15 protein-coding genes are annotated in these 18,818 nt (G+C 38.7%); 2 read left to right on the top strand and 13 right to left on the bottom strand.

Annotation, left to right across the window (positions count from 1 at the left end):
* Positions 1-206: 206 nt before the first annotated feature.
* From AC4IF5_RS18425 to AC4IF5_RS18385, 9 genes are all read right to left on the bottom strand, one after another.
* On the bottom strand, positions 207-701 hold the full coding sequence (locus AC4IF5_RS18425; RefSeq protein ID WP_490737104.1) for a hypothetical protein: 495 nt from the start codon (positions 699-701) through the stop codon (positions 207-209).
* A 114-nt stretch (positions 702-815) separates the two neighbouring features.
* Entirely contained in the window at positions 816-1,088 is a 273-nt protein-coding gene (locus AC4IF5_RS18420) for a hypothetical protein (protein WP_490737102.1), read from the bottom strand.
* Positions 1,089-1,253: 165 nt separating this feature from the next.
* The gene (locus tag AC4IF5_RS18415) at positions 1,254-1,883 is read right to left on the bottom strand and encodes a hypothetical protein (protein WP_490737100.1); all 630 of its coding nucleotides are present in this window, start codon (positions 1,881-1,883) and stop codon (positions 1,254-1,256) included.
* A 40-nt stretch (positions 1,884-1,923) separates the two neighbouring features.
* The gene (locus tag AC4IF5_RS18410) at positions 1,924-2,514 is read right to left on the bottom strand and encodes an SMI1/KNR4 family protein (protein WP_490737098.1); all 591 of its coding nucleotides are present in this window, start codon (positions 2,512-2,514) and stop codon (positions 1,924-1,926) included.
* 22 nt (positions 2,515-2,536) lie between these two features.
* On the bottom strand, positions 2,537-7,273 hold the full coding sequence (locus tag AC4IF5_RS18405; RefSeq protein ID WP_490737096.1) for an RHS repeat-associated core domain-containing protein: 4,737 nt from the start codon (positions 7,271-7,273) through the stop codon (positions 2,537-2,539).
* Between the two features lie 8 nt (positions 7,274-7,281).
* The gene (locus AC4IF5_RS18400; RefSeq protein WP_490737094.1) at positions 7,282-8,550 is read right to left on the bottom strand and encodes a tetratricopeptide repeat protein; all 1,269 of its coding nucleotides are present in this window, start codon (positions 8,548-8,550) and stop codon (positions 7,282-7,284) included.
* A gap of 5 nt (positions 8,551-8,555) precedes the next feature.
* Positions 8,556-10,718 carry a type VI secretion system Vgr family protein gene (locus tag AC4IF5_RS18395; RefSeq protein WP_490737092.1) on the bottom strand — a complete coding sequence of 721 codons (2,163 nt, stop codon included), beginning with the start codon at positions 10,716-10,718 and terminating at the stop codon, positions 8,556-8,558.
* 210 nt (positions 10,719-10,928) lie between these two features.
* Positions 10,929-11,342 carry a type VI secretion system tube protein TssD gene (gene tssD / locus AC4IF5_RS18390; protein ID WP_490737090.1) on the bottom strand — a complete coding sequence of 138 codons (414 nt, stop codon included), beginning with the start codon at positions 11,340-11,342 and terminating at the stop codon, positions 10,929-10,931.
* 556 nt (positions 11,343-11,898) lie between these two features.
* The gene (locus AC4IF5_RS18385; protein ID WP_490737089.1) at positions 11,899-13,671 is read right to left on the bottom strand and encodes a S41 family peptidase; all 1,773 of its coding nucleotides are present in this window, start codon (positions 13,669-13,671) and stop codon (positions 11,899-11,901) included.
* Positions 13,672-13,934: 263 nt separating this feature from the next.
* Here AC4IF5_RS18385 and AC4IF5_RS18380 point away from each other — a divergent pair, with 263 nt between their 5' ends.
* On the top strand, positions 13,935-15,089 hold the full coding sequence (locus AC4IF5_RS18380) for a tetratricopeptide repeat protein (protein WP_490737087.1): 1,155 nt from the start codon (positions 13,935-13,937) through the stop codon (positions 15,087-15,089).
* A 32-nt stretch (positions 15,090-15,121) separates the two neighbouring features.
* Here the strand turns inward: AC4IF5_RS18380 and AC4IF5_RS18375 are convergent, their stop codons facing one another.
* The gene (locus tag AC4IF5_RS18375; protein ID WP_490737085.1) at positions 15,122-15,901 is read right to left on the bottom strand and encodes a hypothetical protein; all 780 of its coding nucleotides are present in this window, start codon (positions 15,899-15,901) and stop codon (positions 15,122-15,124) included.
* 317 nt (positions 15,902-16,218) lie between these two features.
* On the opposite strand from AC4IF5_RS18375, the gene AC4IF5_RS18370 reads away from it, so the two are divergent.
* On the top strand, positions 16,219-16,551 hold the full coding sequence (locus AC4IF5_RS18370) for a nuclear transport factor 2 family protein (RefSeq protein ID WP_490737084.1): 333 nt from the start codon (positions 16,219-16,221) through the stop codon (positions 16,549-16,551).
* Between the two features lie 89 nt (positions 16,552-16,640).
* Here AC4IF5_RS18370 and AC4IF5_RS18365 read toward each other — a convergent pair whose 3' ends face one another.
* The 3 genes from AC4IF5_RS18365 to AC4IF5_RS18355 form a co-directional block, all read right to left on the bottom strand.
* Positions 16,641-17,201: a DUF6624 domain-containing protein gene (locus AC4IF5_RS18365; RefSeq protein WP_490737082.1), complete on the bottom strand. Its 561-nt coding sequence runs from the start codon at positions 17,199-17,201 to the stop codon at positions 16,641-16,643.
* 92 nt (positions 17,202-17,293) lie between these two features.
* The gene (locus AC4IF5_RS18360; RefSeq protein ID WP_490737080.1) at positions 17,294-18,289 is read right to left on the bottom strand and encodes an MsnO8 family LLM class oxidoreductase; all 996 of its coding nucleotides are present in this window, start codon (positions 18,287-18,289) and stop codon (positions 17,294-17,296) included.
* Positions 18,290-18,615: 326 nt separating this feature from the next.
* Complete coding sequence (locus tag AC4IF5_RS18355) at positions 18,616-18,789, bottom strand: bacteriocin-like protein (protein WP_490737078.1); 174 nt, start codon at positions 18,787-18,789, stop codon at positions 18,616-18,618.
* Positions 18,790-18,818 lie beyond the last annotated feature (29 nt).

The following is an 18,818-nucleotide window of genomic DNA, read 5'->3' as shown; positions in this document are numbered from 1 at the left end:
AATTTTCCCGCTACTGTTTTTCAGGCGTTTGTTTATGATTATATGAATATTAACCTAAAATAAGAACTGTCAAGAGGACCGCTTATTGAAGGACAGACATTGAAATTAAAAATATAAAAATAAACAGCAGCCCTTGTGATATGGGCTGCTGAAAATATATATTAAGTCAACAAAAAATGGACTTATAATCGTTATGCTATCAATTTTTACTCATAATAATATTCAGTGGTAATATCTCCCTTGAAGTCCAATTGAACATCCTGTTTTTTCATATTCAGCTCAAACAGCCGTTCACCGTTTTTTCTTCCGGCACGTATCTTCAACGAAAACCATCCGTTTTCCAGAGGAAGGGTTATGCTGTTTTCATCGTTGATTAAGGCAATATCTTTTAAATAGCCAATACCTACGATCTTCACCTGATTATTGGTTGTCTGAAATATCCAGCCTTCAGATTGTACCTCAGTTTCATTAAGGTCTAAAATACGTTCTTCACCAGCAGAAACCTGAAACGAATAGTAATCCTCTTCTACTCCTATAACCGGAATAGCAATTCCCAGCTTTGTTATCTCGTCTCCATGCTCGTTTTCTACAAAATACTTTAAAATATTATTACCCGGCAAATTGTATTCCTGCAGATATCCTGCTAAAAGTTCCGGACTATAAATCACAAAACCTTTAAGTTCAGAAAATATTTTTTTCATAGTATATATTTGATAAGATTTGGTTTACATTTTATTTTTTTCATCACCTAAAATTCAAGATAAATTCCAAGCTTTATGAATTTTTAAGCATTATAAAATAAAAGCTCTTTAATTTTACTTTTGTTTTTCCCTGAACTCGTTTAGTTTCTTGTCAATAAATTCAAGATCATTAATGGCTTTCTCTTTGTCCTTTGCCTTATCATATTTTTCTCTCCGTTTTCTTATGCCCGGCGGATAGAATTTAAAGCCTTCGTCTGTTAAATCCCCAATTTTAATTTCTGATTCATCAGTCGCTTTTTCACCTTTTTTTAATATTACTTTTGCTGTTATCTTGTAAAAAATGAATAACGTTTTCAAAAAAACGGCGTTGCCTATCTTTATATTCATCTGTTAAAGGTAGGATTGAATCTACAAGTGTAAACCAACCTAATTTAGAAATAACTCTGTTTTTATCCATTATTGATGTAATTTAATGGCATATTACTTTTTCTGTTATAAAGCTGCCTATAATCCTACTTCTTTAAAAGCGTAACTAAGAATTATAATATGATTCTACTTCCAGTTTGACTTCATTTTTTCTAAAATCTCATCTTTGTTAAGATCATCACTGGGAATTTCTAATTTTTCAAACCAAGAAATCGCATTTTCTTTACCTTCTATAATATATCTGATAGTAGCCACCCTGATCGCGTTTCTGAAATCTAAAAACTTATTGAAGTCATTAAAGTTCTTATCATCATTATCAATTGCATGAAGAATATCACCGAACGACTTATATTTTTCAAATAATTTGAAAGCACCATTTTCTACATAATATATTATTTCTTTAGCAACACTGTCAATATTTGTATTTCCATCAACCTGTATTGAAAGATATCCCGGGTCAGGATCATAAAAATGCTTTATAGAGCCGGCAATTAAAGGATATGCAGACAAATGATCCTTAATAATTATTTTTTCCTCTTTATTAACATCCGGAAAAGTAATATTAGCAATAGCAGCTATGTAAATCGTATTCTCAAAACCTGCCCCTTTACCTTTTCTGTAACTAAAAACAATTCTATCTTCCCTATTAAAATCTTTATTTTTCCTTACAAACGTATCTTTACCTTTAGGAATAAAATCATATTTTTCAAGCTTCGTCTTTAGTAATTCTACTATTTCTATAAAAGTTTCTTTCATTTATATGGAATGATCATTTTCTGCGTTTGCATATTTTCTGCTACTTAATAACCTCTTCAAGCCAATTGGTATACCAACCTTCAAAAGACATTATCAAACCATTATCATCCAGTAAAGGATTTATTCCACCATAATCAGCCCTGTCATCAGTCCAAATATTTCCATATTCAATTCCATTTACAACCAGAAGATAAGTACAGCCATGCCCAATATGACAAATCTGTAAACAACCATTTATATGACTAGTATCCATATATGGATTTAACTGACTTTCATCTGGTCTTTCTCCACTATCCCAGTCAATATCAAAAATCCAGTCTTCATTCCAGCTTTCAGAATAGGGAAATGGTAATGATAAATCAATCGTAGGTTTTGTTTTAAGTTTAAAGTCAATCATTGATTCCTGTAATGGTAAAAGTCCATAATCTGGTCCAATACAACCATTCCCAATTTTGGTAATGAAATCTCTGTAATCTTTGGGAAACTTAATATTTTTATTACTCTCAATAGAAAGAACTTCTGATTCAGGAATTACAGGATTAAGAAAGAACTCTTTTGGTATTATTATATTTAACTTGTCTGGGTTTGATTGCAAGAAATTGAGTTTGTCTTTTATGTAATCTATGTTCATTTTATTCTGTATTATAGTAAATTTATTTATATCCTTTAAATGTAACTTCTCCACCCTCCCATTTGTAAGAGATATCCATTTCATGCTTATTCGCAAAAGCCTCAAGCCCCTTCAAACATCTATCACAAGGTGGCAAAGTAGATAGTTGTCCTTTTCCTCCTTGAGTCATTTGCCCCATTGATATTATTTCTAAATTAGTTCCTTTCAAACTTCCTCCTTTTGTTTTTTCTAAGTGTTCTAATAATTTTGCTTCACTATGTCCTTTAGCTCCAAATCCATTAAATGGTGCTTTGGATGAACCAGGAGTACTATACCAAGAATAACCTCCTTTAGGAGTTGTTACAGGAACCCCATCAAGTGCTCCTATCACTTCATGTAATCCAAAAATATCAATCCATGCATTTACATCTTTAACATAACCATAGATTGTAGGGTTACTTCCTAGTAATCCAATAGGATCTTTAGAAATATAATTTCCTGCTTCACTATCATAATATCTAAAACGATTATAATAAAGACCATCTGTTTCTATATCTTCATATTGTCCAAGCTGTCTGAATGGAATAAAATATTGATCTCCTTTTAAGTTTTTAAGATTTCCATAAATATCATATTCTGTACTCCACACCAAATGTCCCTGCTCGTTATATGATTGTATTGGTCTGCCAATGTAGTCAGAAATTATGCTAAATTTTTCTTCATTGAGTAGTTTAGCACATGGCACATGACTTCCCCTTTCATACACCCAGGTCACCACATTCTCCACCGGTTCTTTGCCAGTAATGACATTTCCGTCATTATCCACAACTGTTACAGGATTATCTTCAATATCATAGCTCCATTCATGCAAAAGAACATTACCATCCCAAATATAGCGAGTTATTTTCTTTAAGCCAATTTTTGAAGTTCGCCTTCCCAGCGCATCATACTCAAAATGTACTTCCTTCCCATCCGGGCGCTTCACTTTCCTCAGCATTCCGTTGGCATTCCAGGAATAAGCCCAGTCTCCGGATTCCCATTCCGGGTTTTGGATTTCTGCTGAAGGATCTGTATGTACATCAGATACAACAGTTCCATCCTGCATTTTCGGATGGTTCAGCCAATCTGAAGCAATGGTTTTATAATAAGGATGGATCGTATTTTGTTCTTCTGCAGGCTCCGGCCTGATATTATTGACCGGGCGTTTACTTTTCAACAGCAAATTTCCTTCTTCATCGTAATGGTAAAACCAGTTTTTATCCCGCATCAGCTTTCCACCTTTGTCATAGATCCGATCGGTCCGTTTGACACTTTCATACAGGCAGCCGGTTTCATCCGGATTTTTATACTGTACTTCCCCGTTGGAGTATTCTGCTGCCACCAGGCTTCCGAAAGCATCATAATCAAACCTTGTCCTTCCGCCAATCACTCTGTCCAGAACATGTAACAAACGGCTTCCAGCACCCCAGTCATAATCTTTATGAAAAGTGGTATTTGTTGTATTGATTGTTACTTTTTGGCTTATAGGCGTTCCGATATGGTCAAATTCAAAGGTGCTTTCTACTCCGCCTATCATTTCACGGGAATGCATCTGTCCATTGCGGCTGATATCAAGATTCATCTTCCAGGGTACATGAACTTCCTGAGTTGCAGCGGTTACCTTTTTAAGCAGGCCAAGATCATTGTAAGAATAATCGATCTCTGCTCCCAGGCTGCTCTTTAGACCCATCAAATTCCCCTGACTGTCATATTCATATTGAATGGAGTGTTCTCCTTGTTTCTCACTGGTAATCTGTCCTAATTTATTTCTCTGAAAGGCCACACTGCTGCTCTCATTATCTGCCCTTACCAATAATCCTGAAGTGTCATACTGATAAGCCTCCCAGGTTCCGTCAGGGTAATGTGCCTGTGTCAATCGGCCGGCCAGATCATATTCATAAAATATATTTTTTCCGTGAGGAGTCCGGCTTTGGCTCACCAGGCCGTCTTTATCTCTGATGAAAAACTTTTTCTGCCCATCAAAACCTGTTTCTCCAGTGATTTCGTTATTATAATTTCTTTCAAACTGATAGATTTCTCCTTTTTCATTCGTAATGCTCATTAAGTTTTCATAAGCGTCATATCCGAAGACTAAGGTTTCCTCTTTTTTATAGGTCAGCGCATTCCGGCGAACCTGACGTTTCAGACTTCCCATCGGGGTATAGCTCATAAGCCATTCCGCCCGCCCATCCGTAGCGTATACAGGAAGATCATAAGCATCATAACGAAGTTTTAATGGCAATTGTCCCTGTTCGTTCACTTCAATCACCCTTCCCATCCTATCCCGGTTCCAGAGGGTTCTGTTTAAAGGTTTTGGACTGAAGACCAGCAGTCTTCCGTACTCATCATATTTCCAGTACTGCTCAGCCCCGGCACTATTGGTCAGGCAGATAAGCTGGCCTCTTTGATTGTACTCGTAATGTGTGACAATATTCTGTCTTACGCTGCTTTCAGGAACTTTTTCCCCGTAAGCATATTCATAGTGTATGCTTTCTTCTGCAGGATCAGTATAGCTGATCAGTCTTCCGTCTTCATCATAGTTCCATGTTTCCGAGGCACCGGAAGGAGAGAAACGGGCGGTTACCTGTCCGAATTCATTATACTGATAATGGTATTCTTCTCCATCCGGACTGTGAAAGATCTTAATATTTCCCATTTCATCATAAGTATACCCCTGAACTCTTCCTTCTGGGGTTCCAATCATCTTCAGTTCGTTGTGAACTGTATAATCGTACCAGGTTTCACCTCCTTCCCCATCTACTTTTTTATAGATCAGAAAATTTTCATCGTAGTGGTATTGTTCTGTTTTATTGCCTTGTTTCGGATAGATCACTTCTGTAAGGCCTTCGTCGTCGTCATAACGGAGCCTTCCTTCCATGAATCCGTCCATTCCCCTGGTATGAACTACTCTTCCTTTTTTATCATACTCCCAGGTGTATTTCATTTCATTCCGGTTGGTTCTTCTGATGACACGATTTTCACCATCATATTCGAAAAGAATAGCTTTTTTATGGATGTCCCAGATATGGGTAAGATTCCCTCGTTCATCATAATTATAGCGAACCTGCAGATCTCTCTGATCTTTGTAACAGTAATATACTTCCGTTACTTTTTTAAGTTCGGGATGGATTTCTGTTTCTATACTGAATCCGCTTTTGACATCTTTAATGCTTTTTAAAACAATATTGTGATCCTGGTAGTCATACTCCCTGATAGTTCCGTCACCATATTCAACATGGATCACTTTATAAATTGGTCCTTCTGCAGGATGAAGGAAACGTTTGTAAGTATAAATATCCGTTCCTTTACGGATCATCCAGATACTGTTATTGGGCCTGTACTGCCATATTTTCTGGTCTCTGAAGTAGGTCATTTCCTCTCCTATCTCAGGAGCCGGAATCAGCATGGCCATATTTTCGTCAGGATGCATCCAGCCTGCCAGTTGGTTGTTTTCGTCAGGCAGGATGAACAGGTCATGATTATTAAAAACACCGTTTCCTAGCGGTCCGAAATCATATGGCCTGTCACTGTGCCACATATTCCTCCAGGTCAACGGAGTGCTTCCCTGAATTTCAAAATCATCCCATTCAAAAACCATTGCTCCTGTAGCAAAATTAACGGGTTCAAATCCCCATTTGCATAATTTTTTGGATAAAGCCTGAGATACTTTAAGCTTACTTAAAGGACCTTTTTTAAGAACACTGTTATTTAATTTGGTTAAGCCAATTGAGCCTAATTTCCCCAAACCTTTTGTTAGTCCTTTCATCAAGGCCATACCGGCAAGACGCATCAGCATTTCGCCAGGGGTATAGACATGCGGAACAAAAGCACCGCCTACCAATACGGGACCACCCGTATTGATCTGGATATACATGCTGGAAAAGTTATTATAAAATGCAAAATAGGCAAGCGGGTTTTTCTTCGGTTTATCCGGCATTGCAGGCAGCATGGTCATTCCGAAAGGCAGTCCCATACAGGTCAGAACCTGTTGCGGCTGGTTTCCGCTCATTTTACTTCCCTGTGCCAATACTGTCTGTGAACCGTAATATACTTCTCCCTCATGGGGAGCTTCCTGAAGGAAGGGGATCAGATAAACAGGAATCAGGGAAGTCACATGCCGGAAAGGAATCACTACCCCCATAACACTCGTTGTTGTCGTAGCTTTATGCCTGCCGTGAACAAAAATGGATCCTCCCATCGGGATACTTTCAGGAAGTGAAGGAAAAACATTTCTCACAAATTGCGGAACCGGAATGGGAATCGTAATATAATCCATCACATCAAAGACAATTCCGATAAACGGATGCGGTAACGGCAATGGAATCAGCATAAATGAAGGTGGCGGCGGGATCAGTGTCCAGTGAATATCGATCGCCAGTACAATATCAAAATGCTTACTGGTATGCTGAACGGCAGTGGAAGTAAGCTTTGGCGCATTAACCTTGATCAGCTTTACCTTACTCTCGGGTGCTGCTTTTTCTGCGGTGACAGATCCCCCACCACTTCCTCCTCCGCTGCCGCTATCCTGTGATGGTCCGCTGTCTCCTCCGGCAATAGATTTAGCCATAGAAACCGGATTCAGGGAATCGAAATTATTTTTCATTCCGTTCTTCCATCCCTGTGTGGTCTTGTCCCAGCTTACTGAAGTAACGTCTGTATTAACTTTCAGAGAACGGTCCGGGTTCATATCCGGCTTTGCGACCTTTATTGTTTTGATCTGCTTTTTATTCTGATCTGCCATGATACTTTTTATTTGAGATTACCAGATTTTGGCCTTTCTACATTCACTTTCCAGTCATCACCAAAATAATTTTGCATTTCGCTTTCCAGCGCTGTTTTCTTATCTTTATCTCCTTCATATTTGAGAGCAAGCAATGAAGCTACAAACCGTATGCTGCTCTGCTCTCTGGCTGAAGGTTCCATCAGTCTCGCTATTTCAAGGCATTTCTCAAAATACCTTATCATTTTATCTTTTGTCAGAACAGAATCATTCAATGTTCCGATAATCCTGTAACATTCAATTGCCATAGCATATTCACCAATGGTTTGTGCTATCTCCGCTGCTTTTTCAAATGCTTTTTCAGCTTTAGTTTTTTTAGAATTACCCAATAAATGACTTCCGTAGTTCATATACATCTGAACTTCCAACGGTGAATCGGGCTCCACTTCTGCAAATATGATCCGGTAAGTATCTTCCGCCCTATCTTTTTTCCTGTCGGCAACGTAAGCCTGAGTAAGCATAAAGTATGCAGAGATCTCCCCCTGTTTATTTTTTTGTTCTTTGGCCAGCTTTACAGCGGTTTTTAATGCATGTTCCGATTCCCTGAATCTTCCTTTACTTAAATGATTGCTTGCGATAAGGATCTGCTGCTGAAAATCCGTATCCACACTGTTTTTCTTTCGGTTGGTATGTGCTGCGGTATTCTGCATCAGCTGATGAATATCCACTTCCACTCTGAAGCTATAGGCCAAAGGGTTATGAGGTAAGGTTTTATAGGTGTGATGTTCTGCCCATACCAGTTTTATATCCTGATTTCCTGAGGTTTGACAGATCCTGCACCATTCTTTCACCCATAAAGAGAGTTCTTCAATATCACTGATCCTTACCGGAGCGATATAGAGGTAAATTCTGGAATCCTGAATATTGGGGAAGTTTTTCTTTAATTCCAGTAAGGGATAAAATGCTTTATAAGCATCAGTTTTAAACCTTTGATCCGGAGCACTGAGTTCCCATTGCGGCATTTTCCCCTCACTTTTTTCCAATATTTCATAATATTCCTTCCATTCATCCCATAAGGTTTGGCCAAAAGAATTCATCCCGTTAAATTCCTGATAGTGAAGCAAAAAAATATCGTCACTTTCTTCATCTTCAGACAGCCTTGATTTTATAAATCCATCAAAAAGATCGGTTTCATGTTTTTCGCCTAAACAGATCAGCATTGGCTTTTCCCCGTTCTTTGAAACAACTTTCTGCCATTGTCTTTTTAGTTTTACCAACTCCAGATCTACAGGATTCATCAGCTTTAATTCAGTTTTACGGTTCCACTTACGATATTGGTTTCACTTCCGCCACCTACATTGATCTTTCCTCCACTGCTGAGATTCGCTTCTGTATCTCCTCTCATGGAAAGTGTGGTGGTACCCACATCTAAAGTATCAGATTTAATTCCGACTCCTGAGGTAGGGTCTCCGTTTTCGGGGCCTACTCCAATTCCTACACTTGTGGTCCCTCCAACTCCGATATTTTCGCCCTGCACCATGATTTCTTTTCCTTTGATCTGAATATTTCCTTCTTTATCCATAAAAATGGAACTGCTTCCACATGTCAGTGTAATGGTTATTTTACTATCAATACTTATATTTCCGGCTCCATCCAGAAAAACTGAATTCTGATCTTTATCTCTTACGGTAATTCCGCCTCCATCATCCAGACTCACGGTATGTCCGCTTTTACTGCTTAGGCTTTTAATATTATTTCCGCTTCCGCCGCCGCCTCCAACTCCTCCATGAAACATTCCTCCCATTACAAACGGACGGTCAGGGTGCTGATGGGCAAAATTGACAACCACCTGGTCGCCTACTTCCGGGATAGCCATAAATCCTCGGTTTTTACTCACTTTCTCGCTTCCTCCTCCATCAGGAGTCATCACCCGGATGTATTCTGTAGTGGTAGATCCGTTCTGCCAGTCAAACTGCACCTGTACACGTCCCTGATTCATAGGATCTGTATTGGAAATCACTTTGGCAAACTGGGAATCTGCTTTCGGGGTATGAAATTCCGGACGTGGAATAAATCCTGTATCGGAAGCAATGGCTTCAAATGTTCCGGTATAATATCCTCTCGCATCCACCTCATGATACATATCTGTGATCATCAGCTTTGTAAAGTAGGTTGTTTCATTACTTTCTGTTTTCCTCATTTCAATATCTGCGATACAGCCAGGATAGAGGAAAGGAACTGTCGTTGTTCCTGAAATCACAAAAACTTCCGACGCCTTGCTTCCGGCTGTTCCTTTCTGGGAAGTCTCCACATCCATAAAGGACACTGCTTTGATCGGAGCCACCCTTAAAGACGGGGTAACAAAAGTTTTCTCTGAAATCTCATATGCCCGTTTGGCGATATCTGAAGTATGGTTGATCTTCGAATTTCCGGCAGTTAATTTTTCATTCTTACTGCTGTTATAGCCATAGAATGTAGGATTCACATGCTGGGCTTTCATTCTGATCTTTACATCACTTACACTGCTTCCATAAGTAAGCTTCACAGGCTTTTCCTGTGGCGGAAGCTTTCCGAAATGAAGGACTTCACCATCGTAGTAGAACTGCTCTCCATAGGCTTCTGCAATTCTTGCCAGATAGTTGTAATGGGTTTCTTCGTATTGGGAGCTGTATGAAACATTTCCATGCGCTGCATCTACTCTGAAGTCAAATGTATTTTGCCCTAATCCTTCCTTGATCACCTGATCTGCAATGCTGTTCAGGCTGATTTCCTGTGCTCCGCCAAAGCTTTGGATATGAGGGGCTGCATCTAATAGAACAGTAGGGCTTGATCCTGTAAGCACAATATTTCCCAGGCTTCCTTTTTCCTGGCTGAAGCCTACTTCGGTAATGACTCCCACAAAGTTTCTTTCAGGACCGTCTTCCACATCTTTATACCTGAAGATCACGGTAATCCGCTTTCCGAGGAAATTCTGAGATCCTTCAAGATTATGGTTTTCGGAGCTTCCTAAGGTATCGTGAGCCAGCATCAGATCAAATTCATGATGCTTTACGGCGCTTTGTTTTAATTTGAAATGCTTGAAATGTTTAATGACCTTTCCGTCAATCACAATTTCAAGTTTTACAACCCGGTTGATCCCTAAAACTTCGTTTCCGGGAATGGTATTGGCGTTATATATCCCTGATGTCGGCTGCTTTGACCAGACTTTATCTTCCACCAAAGTTGGAGAATTCGGCTGTTTCACCTGGTTCATAAACATTTGTGAACCATTCTGGACCATTCCCATATAGGGTTGTGCCTGGGCCATTTTCTCCGTTGCCTTCTTCATTTTTTCACCAGATCTCTCCTGAATTTCCTGGGTTGTTTTAGTGACCGCCTGGTTCTTTACGGTTTCCCTGACATTATCTACAGGGGAGATTCCGTTCTGAAAACCGGATATTTTAGTTGACTTATCATCCTGAAACATAATTTTATTATTTTGATTGATTGGATGTCGTATTCTTAATGCTAAAATTTATCTGAGACTAATGATCAGATGCCTTTTTTTCTATTCCATTGCATTCAATGAAATAACAATTTCAAAAACAGGTTAGAATATTTGTAAAAAGGGATAACAGAACAGCATATTCCGGTGAAGTCGGCTGTTCTGTATCAATACTGTTTTACGGATGATAAGCTACATCGCCACTGCCGGCCATAGACCGTCATATTCAGAGTTTCCGTAGTTGATCTTTTCTGCGCTCACAATAAAGCTGATCAGCATACTATTGCTGTCTATCGCATCAAAGTCAACTTCATGCTGGATCACATATCCGTTTTCCCAGTTCAGAGTAATCAATGTTCCTTCTTCATGGGATTTGTTGAATGTGATCTCCCCGCTTGTCGGCTTGTATTTTCCGTTCAGCAGGCTTTCCAAGATATCAGACTTCTCAGTAGCTTCTACTGTAAGTTTGATGAGCGCGTTGGAAGGATCAGACGCTACACGTCCGGATACATCAGTAGATCTGGATACACTGTAGTTGAGTCTTAGTAGCTTTTGTCCTTCGCCTCCGTTGAATTTTAAAATTCCTCTTGAATTTCTTTCAGCCATGATTAGTAAATTTTAATGGTTAATAATATATTGTAATTGTGTGATTGTATAACAAAGATAAAACGGTTATTTATATTCAAAAAATTTTAAGACCTCAATTTGAAAATTTGTAGTAGTTCTACGACTTTTGTATAATAATTCTAAAATGATTGATTTAAAAAAAACAAACAACAAGCTATATATCAGCTAAGTATTTAACTATTTTAAAGATAATAAAAACAAAAAATTGCACACTATGCAGAGAAATAATCAAATAGGGCACGCTCTTTAAAAACGACTAACAGTCATCAGAAATAAATAAAGGGTTTCACCGACAAGCAGCAAAACCCTTAACTTATTATTATTTAGCCTGAGTACGGCATGAGGCATTTTATTTTAAATTGGATAGGAAAAGATGAAGCTCAATTGATCCATATTTTAAAACGTACTTCATCGAGCTTTACAATAATTGCAGAAATTATTCCTGCAATATTAGCCTCCAGCTTCCAGCTCCGAACTCCTTTAACCTTTATTTTTTATCTCAAACTCAGGTTATTTAAATTCAGACCAGCATTCCTTACTTTTTACTGTTTCGAAGCTCTGAAACTTTTTTCAAATAAGGATCGGCCTGGTCCAAAAATTCCTGATCGGTCTGATGCACTTCAATATGGGGAATAATCCCCTGCCCTTTTTTCTGATCCGAAAGATTCTGAGCATCCTGAATCACATGAACAATAGAAAAGCCGGTCTGAATCCCGGTATTCGGGAGTTCATAAACTAGCGGAAGATGTCCGTTGTGTTCATAGTATCCTCCGACAGTTTCTTTTCCAATGACAATCGCATTGGTATAAGACTTAATCAAAGAGGCCAAATGCGAAGCGGCTGAAGCGACACGCTGGTCTACCAACAGATAAAGCTGGCCTTTAAATGTTTTTTCATTCGGTAAAATCGAAGGGTTCTTGTCATCTGCCCAATAGTATTTTCCCTGAACCGCTTTGGGATATAGTGATTTCAGGTAAGCATTCAGACCATGTTTATCTGTTACTCCATTGGATAGGAAAAGAGGGGTGATCACCAGCTTTTCTTCCATGGGAACCTCATTGAATTTCGTATAGGCGTAATGGCTGTCACGGAAAGGTCTTTGGGTAAGATAAGTAAAAACTTTTTCATAAAGGGCCCCCGTACCTCCCGTATTTCCTCTCAAATCGACGATCAGATTTTCAATTTTCTCTTTTTCAAGAGTATCAATCATCTGATCGAGAAATGCACTGAACTTCTTGTAGGCAGGATCTTCTTTACCCACAGCAAAGTCGAAACCTCTTAAGGATAAGCGGTATATTCCCTCTCCTTCTTTAGTGAAGCTATATTTCTCTGACAGCAGTTTTTTATCAAAGGCAAGTGAGTGGCGGGACTCCTGAAGTTTTTTAAAGCTTTCCAAAGATATTCCTGGCAGAGAAACTTCATTGACCTTTCCGTTCCACCTGTAGCTGATCACATAATTTTTATGCGTTCCGAATTCTATATAAAATTTGTCAAGCATTCCCCTTTCAAAGCCTGTAGTTTCTTTATAAGGCATTGAAAATCCATCAGAAAAATAGTACCGGGCCAAACGGCTGATCATCTCTTTGGCAGGAATTCCGTTGACAGAGAGAATCTCAGCACCAACAGGTAAAGCTGTATCTTTTGAGTCCTGTAACAAACGTCCATCAATATTTTTTAAGGTAACCGGCAGATACTCTTCTTTCTGGGTCAGGTAATAGGATGCATGGTTAGGAAGATCCGTATAATTATGACAGCTGCCCTCAAATCCTGTAAGCTTAGCGATCACTTTATAAAAATCAAAGACCGTTTTACAGTTTTTTGCTTCTGTTTCCGCCTGCTGATAAATGCTGTCGATCTGGTTTTTGCTTCTGTATACATACAATCCGGAATTTACTTCCTCCCTGATAGAACGAAAGACATGAAGATCTTCTACAAATTGATCGGGGCTGAGCTGGCCTTTCAGGACATCAACGTTTTTAGATTCGCTGATAGAAACTCTGGCTGTTTTGCTCTTCTCCAGGTAAGATTTAGTCCAGATCTTAAGCTCATATTTCCGGCCTTTTTCCGGCCTGTAATATAGCCTTTCCACACTTTTTATTCCTCTGGAGTCATCCTGTTCTTTTATTTTTTTACCATCCATAAAAAGAGATACGGCGACATTAGCATCAGTGGACTGTACCGATATCCAGGCAGGCTTATCAGACCGGAGAGAATATTTCAGCGTATCTCCAGGTTTCAGTTCAGTACCTGCTTGGGCATATACAGAGTTTACCAGCAGTAATAAAGGAATGATAAGAGGTTTGGTCATTGTTATTTTTTTAGCGGCTAATATACAAATTAACCCACCTTATTTTTCATAATAGCTGATGAATGATTTTACAGATCTTATTTCCATTTTCCCGGAGCTCAATCAGATTATTATATTGTTTCTGTATTGTGAATATAAGAAATGTTATGGCAGAAGATCCAATTTTTAATATAAATGATTCCAATCATTTAAAAAATTCACCATCAGGTGACAAAAAATTTGGGAACTTATTCAATAACTGATATCTTAGTTAAAAAATAATAATGATGATGATAATGAAACCCTGGATTTCTCTGCTTATCGTCCTGATAAGTTTCGAAAACATGACCGCCCAGTCAGCAAAAATCAATACTGAAAAGCTGCTTGAATATTATGAAACACAACGCTATGCTGATGCCGCCTTATACCTGCAGAGTATATACACTGATGATACTCAGGATATCAAGGCACTTGGCCAGATCGCTTATTGTAATATGATGGCAGGCAAACTGCCTGAAGCAGAAAAAAGCTACCTGAAAGTCAATGCTATACAACCTGATAACTTACCGACCTTATTCAGCCTGGTCAACATCAACTCCAGACGTGGCAATGCTGCCAAAGCGAAATCATACCTTCAGCAGATCATTAAGCTGGACAGCATGAACTTTAGCGCTTACAAGCAAATAGCTGCTTACGAAGATTCTTCCGAAGCTAAACTAAACTATCTTAAAAAAGCCAATACGCTCAATGCCACCGATCCTGATGTAGCCTATGACCTTTCTATGGTCTATCGTGACCTGAAGCAATATCAACAGGCCTATGATGTATTAAAAAAGGCGATTGCAGCTGATACGGAGAACTTTAGCCTGCAACAGGCACAATTGCCTTTATCCAATCAACTCGGAAAATATCAGGAAGTTATAGAAACGGGTGAAAAGCTGCTGAAGATCAATACTGATCCTAATATCATCAATGATTTAGGTCAGGCCTATTTCTATGTAAAAGATTATCATAAGTGCATTACCATGTATAAAACTCTGGAAGAACTTGGTGTACAGAATGAAGGAACTTTATATTATATGGCCTTGAGCTACCGGGCATTAAAGGATTATAATAATGCAGCCGTCTATGCTCAAAAGACCATCGATGAAGCGATCTCAGACCATACAACATTATATTATGCGGCATTGGCAGGTATTTATGAAGATAAAAACCAGTATAACGAAGCATTAGAGTCTTATAAAAGAGGATTAACTTTTGGTCAGAGCAATATCATCTATTACCGGTTAGGTCTTCTTTATGACCTCAATCTGAAACAGCCTAAAAATGCGGTGAGCTATTATCAGCTCTATCTTAAAAATAAGCCTGATCAGGAAAAAGAAAAAGAACAGATCGCTTATGCTAAAAGCAGGATTACAGCTTTGACAGGAACAAAATAGAACCGCTATTGAACTGCCCTCAAACCGGAAATTCACTTCCGATACATTGACTCCATTTCCAGCTCATCAAAATCCTTGATTTCTGAAAGCTTAAACAGTTTGTCTATTTTAATATGGGTCCATGTTTTTTCAAAAACTTCTTCTCCACTGTCTGCGTCTTTGTTGGTATTTTCCTGCGTAAGCATCTTTTTAGTGGAGAAATTGATACTGGTTGTGTTGTTGACGACGGGTCCGCTGTTTGAACTGCTTTCATAGCCAATCAGCTCAAAATCAGAATTCTGATATCTGAAAATATATTTCCAGTAGCCATATCTTCCATGGGCATAATGAATATTGAGGTTTCCTTTTTCTTCATAAGCCATCAGTTCGGGAGCATAATAGACACCATCTTCTTCATTTTCTGATGAAAAACAACTGTCATTTTCTGATGCCAGCTTATATCCTTTATCTGTTTTGAAAAGTACAATAATTCCACGGCGGTTGCGGTCCAGCTTGCCACGGGTCTCATCGGTAATGATGTTTTTTTCATCAATTTTCTTGATAATGAGTATACAGTCTTTTACTCCGTCTTTATTCAGATCTCCATAGGATTTTTCAAAAAGATAATAACCTTCGGGAACGAAATCAGTGATCTCTTTTTTGGTTTCAGCAACCGGATTATCCTGTACGATGGTATCAACAGTAACCTTTCTATCTGTTTTATTTCCTGTTACTGTTTCTTTTTTATCCGATTTTGAACAGCTGAAGATCAAAATCAATGAAAGGGCGGACAGCCAGTTCAATCCTGTGAAATAAGAATGTTTGTTATTCATATTTTTTGTGATGATAGCCAAATTTACACTTTTCGGGAATTCAGTCTCATATTTTTCATTAAAATATCCGGTATCATTTCATTTAAGTTGAATCTGGAAAGATCATCTTTCTGATAATTGGCTCTATGTCTTATTGTATATTGATGATTTTAAAGTTCTGTTTCTAAAGGTTTCCGGCAGCTTAAAACCTTATAAACGATCTTAATTTTACATGGAATACTCTATAGAAAAAGGCTAATAAAAAAAATTTTGTGACGATAGTCACAGAAAGAAGAGCCTCTGATCCACTAATTTTGTCTTACACAAAAACAATATTTATGAGCAATACAGCCAACAATGTCGCAGAGGAGTTTATTCAGTATTTAAATGAAGAAAATTTTGATAAGGCAGAAAGCTGCCTCGACCCTGAATTTAAGTTTACAGGAGTGCTGGGCAGCAGGGAAAATGCTTCAGTCTATATCAATGATATGAAGCAGATGAAGTTTAAATATCAGATCCTTCAGACCTTTACTGCAGGTGAAAATGTCTGTTTCTGGTATCATATCGATATGGGTAAAAAAAGCGTTCCGGCCTCCGGATGGTATGAGGTGATCGATGGAAAGATCCGTTCTTTAAGGGTGCTATTTGATCCAAGACCTTTACTAGGATAAACAGTAATTTAAAAAAAGAAAATATAAGTCTGAGAAAATCTGAGAAATCTGTGGGGAATATTAACCTTGAACTTTAAATTTTAGCTCCTTTACAGCCACCCCACTTTTTTTCTCCAGACATTATAACTGCTATCCATCGCCTCTATTTCCGGTATGCTATCAGAGTCGGATATCCGGCTTATTTCTTCTGCTGATAATGGAAGCAGGTTTACTTTTGTCCGCTCTTCATTCAGGTGCTTTTTATCTTGTACCGGATAAGGGATGCCTTCAGCAGTCAACTGTGTTCCGTATTTTTGCGGCCTGCTCTGAAAAACCTGAATCCGGTCGTATAAATACGCTTTATTTTTAGGATCAATATCATGAAGGCTCTCTTCCATCATTTTATAGCATTGTTTCATGAAACCGGGTTCACCAATAGAATGCTGGATAATCAGCCAGGCTGCATCACTTGCCTGCTTTCCTACTTTTGAGATGGTTGGGAATCCTATTTCTGCTATTATTTCACGCAACCGTTTCGCATTGTCTTTATGTACCTTCTCCATTTCGGGATGATATCCGTGTGACAACTTTCCAGCAGCCAGCAATTCTTCTCTTACAGCCCAATCCTCATCTGACAGTTTTATTAATTCTCTAGCTAATCTGTCATTCATCTCCTATAGTTTTTTCATCAGTATTAAATAAATAATGTAAGTATAACTCAGCATCAAACGGGGTTTCTAATTATACAATTTATACAATGAAATTATTGATTATTTCCGATGATGCTTTTGTAAGTATTGATCCTGTCTTCTTCGCGGTACATATTGCATAGAATCAATAGGTCATCAGTGTTATATTTTTCTGCCATCTGCTTTGGTCTTCCGGAGATCGTATCAGGAGTCTCTGCGATTATCCTGTCTAAGATCGTAAAAAATTCTTTTTCATTCTGGCTTCCTAAAATCTTCTGTTCTACAATTTCAGGAGGAAACAGGACATCAGGGCTCATCAATTGTCTGGACTGCAAAAACTGATAGGCCATCCCGTAAGCATTTCGTCTGGCTTGTTGACGATCAGCAGCAACAGATACGGCAACGGCAATCTGTAATGCAGGTTGAGAAGCGTATTGTGTATTGTCAAATGTATTGAGGTAATATCCTGTATTTTCTGCTCCATTATCACTGTTCATAAAGGCTGCAAAAGAATATCCTATCCCATGCTTTGCCGCTTCGTTTGCTGATGTCATTCCTGATCCCAGCCAAAAGATCTCCGGTAGATGCTGTACATTTTTGGGCTGTGCAATAAGTCCTTCATAACCCCCTCTTTCCTCTTTTACGAATTGGAGGATCTCTTCCAGCTTGGTTTCCTGATTGGATAAAACGGTCAGCTTATGACTGTTCAGCGCCATTACAGCATCTTTCAATCCACCTGGAGCCTTTCCTAAGCCGAGGATAAACCTGCCGGGATAGATCGTCCCCAGCATTTTGGCCCATTCTGCAATTTTATAAGCAGAATAGTTTCTCATCATAATTCCGGCAGTCCCTACTTTGATCCGTTTTGTTCTGCTGAGAACAATCGCAGCCAGGAGCTCAGGACTAGAGCTTCCATATGCTTCTACCCCATGATGTTCGGAGTACATAAGACTATGAAATCCTGTTTCTTCCGCCCATAAGGCAAGACTGATACTGTTATTCAATGCTTCTGCGGCATTGCTCCCCATGGCAATGGGTGTCTGATCAAGTATACCTAATTTCAGCTTCATCGTATTAAGGAATTTTATTCAGGAATTGTGAAGTTATGAAAAAAGAGCACCGGTTTATATCCTAAACCTAAATTTCTAATCTGCCTTCTTTTCTTCTCCCGGCGGAAAAACAATTCCTTCGTCTTTTATCAGATCATAGCCGAACTTCATAATGGTTTCAATAACCGGGATCGCTTTTTCCTTTTTTTTTGCGTGTATGATCTAAGAGGTTTACAGCACGTAAAGTCTCTGATAGTATTCCATTTATTTTAAACATCATAAAAAATGCCCCTAAAAAGTATCTAACTTTTTAGGGGTACTCTATTTCCGGAAGGATTTTTTATGGATTATCTTACACAAAGAATGTCCGCACAGCCACCGCCGCCGCCATTTCCATTTTTGTAGTAGCATACCGTTGTTCCTGCAGGGCAGCCGCAAGCCTCACATTCACTGCCTGCCGGTGGACGTCCTCCTGTAATCGTTTTTAAATTTTCTCTTGAGATTTTCATTAAATTTTTCATAATAAATACGTTATAATTTGTAGTTGTAA

Source organism: Chryseobacterium sp. UF-290, from assembly GCF_058245615.1.
Note: the sequence above shows the minus strand (reverse complement) of the source record. Positions and strands in the feature narration are given on the sequence as shown.

Excerpts from the sequence above, each read along its gene's own strand:
- AC4IF5_RS18375 (WP_490737085.1), bottom strand. The coding sequence starts at position 15,901 with ATGAATAACAAACATTCTTATTTCACAGGATTGAACTGGCTGTCCGCC.
- AC4IF5_RS18370 (WP_490737084.1), top strand. The coding sequence starts at position 16,219 with ATGAGCAATACAGCCAACAATGTCGCAGAGGAGTTTATTCAGTATTTA.
- AC4IF5_RS18425 (WP_490737104.1), bottom strand. The coding sequence starts at position 701 with ATGAAAAAAATATTTTCTGAACTTAAAGGTTTTGTGATTTATAGTCCG.
- AC4IF5_RS18420 (WP_490737102.1), bottom strand. The coding sequence starts at position 1,088 with ATGAATATAAAGATAGGCAACGCCGTTTTTTTGAAAACGTTATTCATT.
- AC4IF5_RS18355 (WP_490737078.1), bottom strand. The coding sequence starts at position 18,789 with ATGAAAAATTTAATGAAAATCTCAAGAGAAAATTTAAAAACGATTACA.
- AC4IF5_RS18410 (WP_490737098.1), bottom strand. The coding sequence starts at position 2,514 with ATGAACATAGATTACATAAAAGACAAACTCAATTTCTTGCAATCAAAC.
- AC4IF5_RS18365 (WP_490737082.1), bottom strand. The coding sequence starts at position 17,201 with ATGAATGACAGATTAGCTAGAGAATTAATAAAACTGTCAGATGAGGAT.
- AC4IF5_RS18400 (WP_490737094.1), bottom strand. The coding sequence starts at position 8,550 with ATGAATCCTGTAGATCTGGAGTTGGTAAAACTAAAAAGACAATGGCAG.
- AC4IF5_RS18380 (WP_490737087.1), top strand. The coding sequence starts at position 13,935 with ATGATGATGATAATGAAACCCTGGATTTCTCTGCTTATCGTCCTGATA.
- AC4IF5_RS18405 (WP_490737096.1), bottom strand. The coding sequence starts at position 7,273 with ATGGCAGATCAGAATAAAAAGCAGATCAAAACAATAAAGGTCGCAAAG.
- AC4IF5_RS18395 (WP_490737092.1), bottom strand. The coding sequence starts at position 10,718 with ATGTTTCAGGATGATAAGTCAACTAAAATATCCGGTTTTCAGAACGGA.
- tssD (WP_490737090.1), bottom strand. The coding sequence starts at position 11,342 with ATGGCTGAAAGAAATTCAAGAGGAATTTTAAAATTCAACGGAGGCGAA.
- AC4IF5_RS18385 (WP_490737089.1), bottom strand. The coding sequence starts at position 13,671 with ATGACCAAACCTCTTATCATTCCTTTATTACTGCTGGTAAACTCTGTA.
- AC4IF5_RS18360 (WP_490737080.1), bottom strand. The coding sequence starts at position 18,289 with ATGAAGCTGAAATTAGGTATACTTGATCAGACACCCATTGCCATGGGG.
- AC4IF5_RS18415 (WP_490737100.1), bottom strand. The coding sequence starts at position 1,883 with ATGAAAGAAACTTTTATAGAAATAGTAGAATTACTAAAGACGAAGCTT.